Here is a 5,346-nt window from a genome sequence, read left to right as displayed (position 1 = left end):
GTGTATCCGAGCGCCGACCGCATTCCAGACGCGAAAGGCGCCCCCATGATCCCCCGCTATGCCCGCCCCGAAATGACAGCCATCTGGGAGCCCGCCACCAAGTTCCGCATCTGGTACGAGATCGAGGCCCACGCCTGCGACGCGATGGCCGATCTGGGCGTCATCCCGCGCGAGAACGCCGAAGCCGTCTGGAAGGCCAAGGATGTCGAGTTCGACGTGGCCCGCATCGACGAGATCGAAGCCGTCACCAAGCACGATGTCATCGCCTTCCTCACCCACCTCGCCGAACACGTCGGCTCCGAAGAGGCCCGCTTCGTCCACCAGGGCATGACCTCCTCGGATGTGCTCGACACCTGCCTCAACGTCCAGCTCACCCGCGCCGCCGACATCCTGCTGGAGGATATGGACGGGCTGCTGGAGGCCCTCAAAAAGCGCGCGATGGAACACAAGATGACGGTCCGCGTCGGCCGCTCCCACGGCATCCACGCCGAGCCCACCACCATGGGCCTCACCTTCGCCCGCTTCTACGCCGAGATGGACCGCAACAAGGCCCGCCTCCAAGCCGCTCGCGACGAAATCGCCACCGGCGCTATCTCTGGCGCCGTCGGCACCTTCGCCAACATCGACCCGGCGGTGGAAGAGCACGTCTGCGCCAAGCTCGGCCTCCACCCCGAGCCGATCAGCACCCAGGTCATCCCGCGCGACCGCCACGCCATGTTCTTCGCCGTGCTGGGCGTCATCGCCTCCAGCATCGAAAACGTCGCCATCGAGATCCGCCACATGCAGCGCACCGAGGTGCTGGAGGGTGCCGAGTTCTTTTCGATGGGCCAGAAGGGCAGCTCCGCCATGCCCCATAAGAAGAACCCCGTGCTCACCGAAAACCTCACCGGCCTCGCCCGCCTCGTGCGGATGACGGTGATCCCCGCGATGGAAAACGTGGCCCTCTGGCACGAGCGCGACATCTCCCACAGCTCCGTCGAGCGCGGCATTGCGCCAGACGCCACCATCACCCTCGACTTCGCCCTGAAACGCCTCACCGGCGTCATCGACAAGATGCTCATCTTCCCCGAGAACATGCTCGACAACATGAACAAGTTCCCCGGCCTCGTGATGAGCCAGCGCGTCCTGCTCGCCCTCACCCAGGCCGGTGTGAGCCGCGAAGACGCCTACGCCATGGTCCAGCGCAACGCCCTGAAGGTCTGGGAAGACCGCGTCGATTTCCGCGAGCAGCTTCTGGCCGACGAAGACGTGGTCAAGGCGCTCGGCGAAGAGGCCATCAACGAGAAATTCGACATGGGCTACCACACCAAGCACGTCGACACGATCTTCAAGCGCGTCTTCGGCTAGGCCCCGCCCTGTTCATTTTCTTGCTGTAAATATCTCCACGGGGGTGCGGGGGTGTGAAACCCCCGCGGCCTGACGTTGCCACGGGCCACCTGCCTCGATCAGCGCAGCTGACCCGGCCACAGGCGTAGGGTGGGCAAGCTGCCCACCCCCCTTACGACTCCGGTTCAGGCTCAGGCTCTTCCCAGACGCCCTGTTCCTTGAGCGCGTCCACCACCTCTTTGGGCATGTAGGTCTCGTCATGCTTGGCCAATATCTCGGTCGCCACGAACACCCGCCCGTCATAGCTGCCGGTGCCCACCATCCCCTGCCCCTCGGCAAAGAGATCGGGCAGGATGCCGGTAAATTCCACCGGCACCACCGCGCCGCCATCCGTCACCGAAAAGCGCACCGTCTCGCCCTCGCCACGCACGATGGAGCCCTCTTCCACCAGCCCGCCGATGCGGAACACCTCGTTGGGTGCGGGCGGGCTCTCCATCACCTGGCTGGGCGAGCGGAAAAAGTTGATGCCATCGCGAAAGCCATAGCCGATCAGCCCCGCCGAAAGCACCAATGCGAGGGCCGCCACCATGAGCACCTGCACCCGCCGCTTCTTCTTCAGCCCTTTCAAACCCGCCATCGCGGCCTCCTCCTCAGGGGAACAGCGGGGCCATCGTCAGCCCCTCCGTCTCCTCCAGCCCCAGCATCAGGTTGGCATTCTGCACCGCCTGCCCGCTGGAGCCCTTCGTCAGGTTGTCAAGCGCGGCAAACACCGTCGCCCGCCCCTGCGCCCGCTCCTGCGCGACGCCCAGATGCACCATGTTGCTGCCCCGGATCGAGCGAGTCGAAGGCACTTGGCCGAAGGGTAGCACATGGCAGAACGGCTCGTCTTGATATGCCTCAACCAGCGCCGCATGGATCGCCGCCGCATCCCCCTGCACGTAGGCCGCCGAAAGGATGCCCCGGTTCGCAGGGATGAGCGTGGGGGTAAACTGCACCCGCACCTCGCGCCCCGCCGCCTTGGAAAACTCCTGATCGAACTCGCCCAGATGCCGGTGCTTGCCGCCCGCCGCATAGGGCATCCACCCCTCGCTCAACTCGGCATGCAGAAGGTTCTCCTTCAACGAGCGCCCGGCGCCCGAAACCCCCACCTTCATGTCGAGGATCACCGAGTCCGGGTCGATCAACCCGCCCTTGAACAGCGGCAGCAGGCTGAAAAGCCCCGTCGCCGCATTGCAGCCCGTCCCGGCCACAAACCGCGCGCCCTTGATCTCGTCGCGGTAAAACTCGGTGAGGCCGTAAACCGCCTCCTTCTGCAACGCCACCGCCTGATGCGGCTGACCATACCACTTTTCATATTCCGCCGGGTCGCGCAGCCGGAAGTCGGCGGAGAGGTCCACCACCTTCAGATCAGCGGGCAACCCCGGGATCACCTGCTGCGAGGTCACATGCGGCAAAGCAGCAAAGCAGAGGTCGATCTGCGAAAAGTCGATCTCGTCGATCGTCACCAGCTTGGGCAGGTCGAGATGGGCCAGATGCGGAAACACGTCGCGCATCTCCATCCCGGCCTTCCGGTCGGCAGCAAGTGCTGCCACCTCCATCCCCGGATGGGTCGCGATAATCCTCACGAGTTCGGCGCCGGTATAGCCGGAGGCGCCCAGAATGGCGATTTTTGCAGTCATTGGTCTGTCCTTGGTCTTGCGATGTGTAAGCTGAAATCAGGCGGGCTGAAATTCAACTTTTCGTCGCAAGAAGCGCGTGGCCTGATCCGTCACCTTCCGGGCATCCCCCGTGGTGAGAAACTTGGTCTCCGTCCCCGCCCCGTGCTTGTCGGGGTGGCGGGTGAGGTAATCGGCCAGCGACGAGGCCACGATGGAGGCCTGGGAATAGACGCTCACCTCGGGGCCGAGCGCATCCTGAAACACCTCTTCCATGATCGGATAATGGGTGCAGCCCAGAATCGCCGCCTCGGGCTTGGGCATCTTGCGTTTCAGCGCGTCCACATGGCTGCGCACCAGCGCCTCGGCCAGGATCATGTCGCCATCCTCGATGGCATCCACCACGCCGCCGCAAGCCTGCGCCTCCACGTCCACGCCGATGGCCCGGAAGGCCAGCTCCCGCTGAAACGCGCGGGAGGCCACCGTCGCGGGCGTGGCAAACAGCGCCACATGCTTCACCGCCACCTCGCGCGGGGGCGAATTGTCGCCCCACTGCCGCTCCGTCAGCGCCTCGATCAGCGGCACGAAGACGCCCAGCACCCGCTTGCCCTCGGGCACGCCCGCCTCCTGCATCCGCCGCAGCGCGGCCGCGCTGGCGGTGTTGCAGGCCAGCACGACCAAATCGCAGCCCTCGTCCCAAAGCCGCTGCACCGCGCCCCGCGTCAGCCCGTGAATGTCATCGGCATCGCGCACGCCATAGGGGCTGTGGGCGTGGTCGCCATAGTAGACGAACGCCTCCTCGGGCAGCCGCTTCTGCACCGCGTCCAGCACGGTGAGCCCACCGATCCCTGAGTCGAATACGCCAACCGCCATCGCAGGTTACGCCTTGTAAAAGTCTTCGAATTCCTTGCCGTATTCGCGGGCGCGAACCGGCCTGTCCGACAGGCTATACGTCGCCTCGCGGAGGAAATCCATTAAAGCTTTGGCGTCGCCCCCATGGGCGGCAATCTCCTGCGGCGGAATGGGTCGGCCCACCGCAATCTCCACCGGCTCATCCACCCGCGCGCGAAACTCCTTGATCAGCAGCGCAATCCGCAGGGTGGAATGGATATGGCTCGCCAGCTGGAAGAGCCGGCTGTTGGAGCCCTCGAAGAAAACCGGCACCACCGTTGCCCCCGACCGGGCGATCATCTTGGCCGTGAACCGCCGCCACCCCGGGTCCAGCGGGCGCGAGAGCAGCTTGGCCGAGGTGCTCACTGTCCCGCCCGGAAACACGCCAATCGCCCCGCCCTGCGCCAGGTAGCCCAGTGCCTCGCGGCGGGTGGCGAGGTTGGTCGCCTGCGCCTCCCGCGTGCCGTCGAAGTCGATCGGCAGGATGATCCGGTTCAGCTCCTCCGAGCGCTTGAACACCTGATGCGCCAGAATGCGAAAATCGCCGCGCGTCTGGCGCAGCATGTGCCCCATCATCAGCCCGTCCAGAATGCCGTAGGGATGGTTCGCCACGAGCACCAGCGGCCCCTCGCGCGGGATGTTCTCAAGGCTGCCCCGCGTCACCCGCAGGCTCAGCCCATAGCGCTGCCGGATCACGTCCCAGAAGTCCGCGCCCTGCGCCACATCCGCCTCGTAGCCATCCGCCCGTTTGATAAGCCCGATCCGCCCGGTGGCATTCTCCATCAGCTTCACAAAGGCACGGCCCGGCCTGGAGCGCACCGAGTTGGCATAGGTGATGTCACGGGCAACCTGGTGCCGCTGGTCCATGGGCGTCCTTCTCCGTCTGATGCGCGCGCGCCTGCCTGAATGGTGAGAGGGCTTTATGACCATCAGATGAAATCTGGATGACAGAGCAGGCGCGCCTGCTATCCCAGCGCCGTGCCGAGCCGCGGCAGCCGCGCCTTCTTCAGCAGCGCCCGCATCGCCCAGGCCTCGCCCGAGAGCCGCTCCGCCTCGGCCCGCACCGCCTCGGCCACCTCGCCCATCCGGTCCCGGCCTGCTTCGGCAAAGCCCAGCAGCAGCCCGTCCGGATCGGCCCGCATCACGCCCTCCTCGGCCAGCACATTGCGCGGAAAGTCCTTGGCGTTCATCGTCACGATCCCGTCCGCCGAGCCCGCTACGGCGGCGGCCAGCACGTGCACATCCGCCGGGTCGGGCAGCCACAGCCGCGCCTCCAGCCCCGGTTGCACCTTCACCTCGGCGCGGGGCCATGCCGCCCGCGCCATGGCAATCTCGCCCTCCGCCTGCACCCCCTCGCCCGGCCCCCGCTTCAGCGCCGCGCGCCGCCATTCTTCGAGAATGCGCGCCGACCAGAGCGGCGTGAAAAACCCTGCGCCCGCCGCGCCCAGCAACAACTCGCGCATCACCGTGGGGT

General features: G+C 66.2%; 6 protein-coding genes. 1 reads left to right on the top strand and 5 read right to left on the bottom strand.

Annotated features, from left to right (window positions below):
- Positions 1-45: 45 nt before the first annotated feature.
- The gene (gene purB, locus DYI42_RS23080; protein WP_213549364.1) at positions 46-1,347 is read left to right on the top strand and encodes an adenylosuccinate lyase; all 1,302 of its coding nucleotides are present in this window, start codon (positions 46-48) and stop codon (positions 1,345-1,347) included.
- A 151-nt stretch (positions 1,348-1,498) separates the two neighbouring features.
- Here the strand turns inward: purB and ccmE are convergent, their stop codons facing one another.
- The 5 genes from ccmE to DYI42_RS23055 all read right to left on the bottom strand — a co-directional run.
- Positions 1,499-1,963 (bottom strand): cytochrome c maturation protein CcmE, encoded by a 465-nt coding sequence (gene ccmE / locus DYI42_RS23075; protein WP_213549363.1) that lies wholly within the window; start codon positions 1,961-1,963, stop codon positions 1,499-1,501.
- Positions 1,964-1,976: 13 nt separating this feature from the next.
- A complete protein-coding gene (gene argC / locus DYI42_RS23070; protein WP_213549362.1) occupies positions 1,977-3,005 on the bottom strand; it encodes an N-acetyl-gamma-glutamyl-phosphate reductase in 1,029 nt (342 codons plus the stop codon).
- Positions 3,006-3,041: 36 nt separating this feature from the next.
- A complete protein-coding gene (gene murI, locus DYI42_RS23065; protein WP_213549361.1) occupies positions 3,042-3,854 on the bottom strand; it encodes a glutamate racemase in 813 nt (270 codons plus the stop codon).
- A gap of 6 nt (positions 3,855-3,860) precedes the next feature.
- On the bottom strand, positions 3,861-4,739 hold the full coding sequence (locus DYI42_RS23060) for a lysophospholipid acyltransferase family protein (RefSeq protein WP_213549360.1): 879 nt from the start codon (positions 4,737-4,739) through the stop codon (positions 3,861-3,863).
- A 98-nt stretch (positions 4,740-4,837) separates the two neighbouring features.
- Positions 4,838-5,346: RSP_2648 family PIN domain-containing protein (locus tag DYI42_RS23055; protein ID WP_213549359.1), on the bottom strand; the 509-nt coding region annotated here is incomplete at its 5' end.

The sequence above is a fragment of the Vannielia litorea genome, from assembly GCF_018424695.1.
Classification (GTDB): domain Bacteria; phylum Pseudomonadota; class Alphaproteobacteria; order Rhodobacterales; family Rhodobacteraceae; genus Vannielia; species Vannielia litorea_A.
This window is presented reverse-complemented; position numbering and strand designations above follow the sequence as displayed.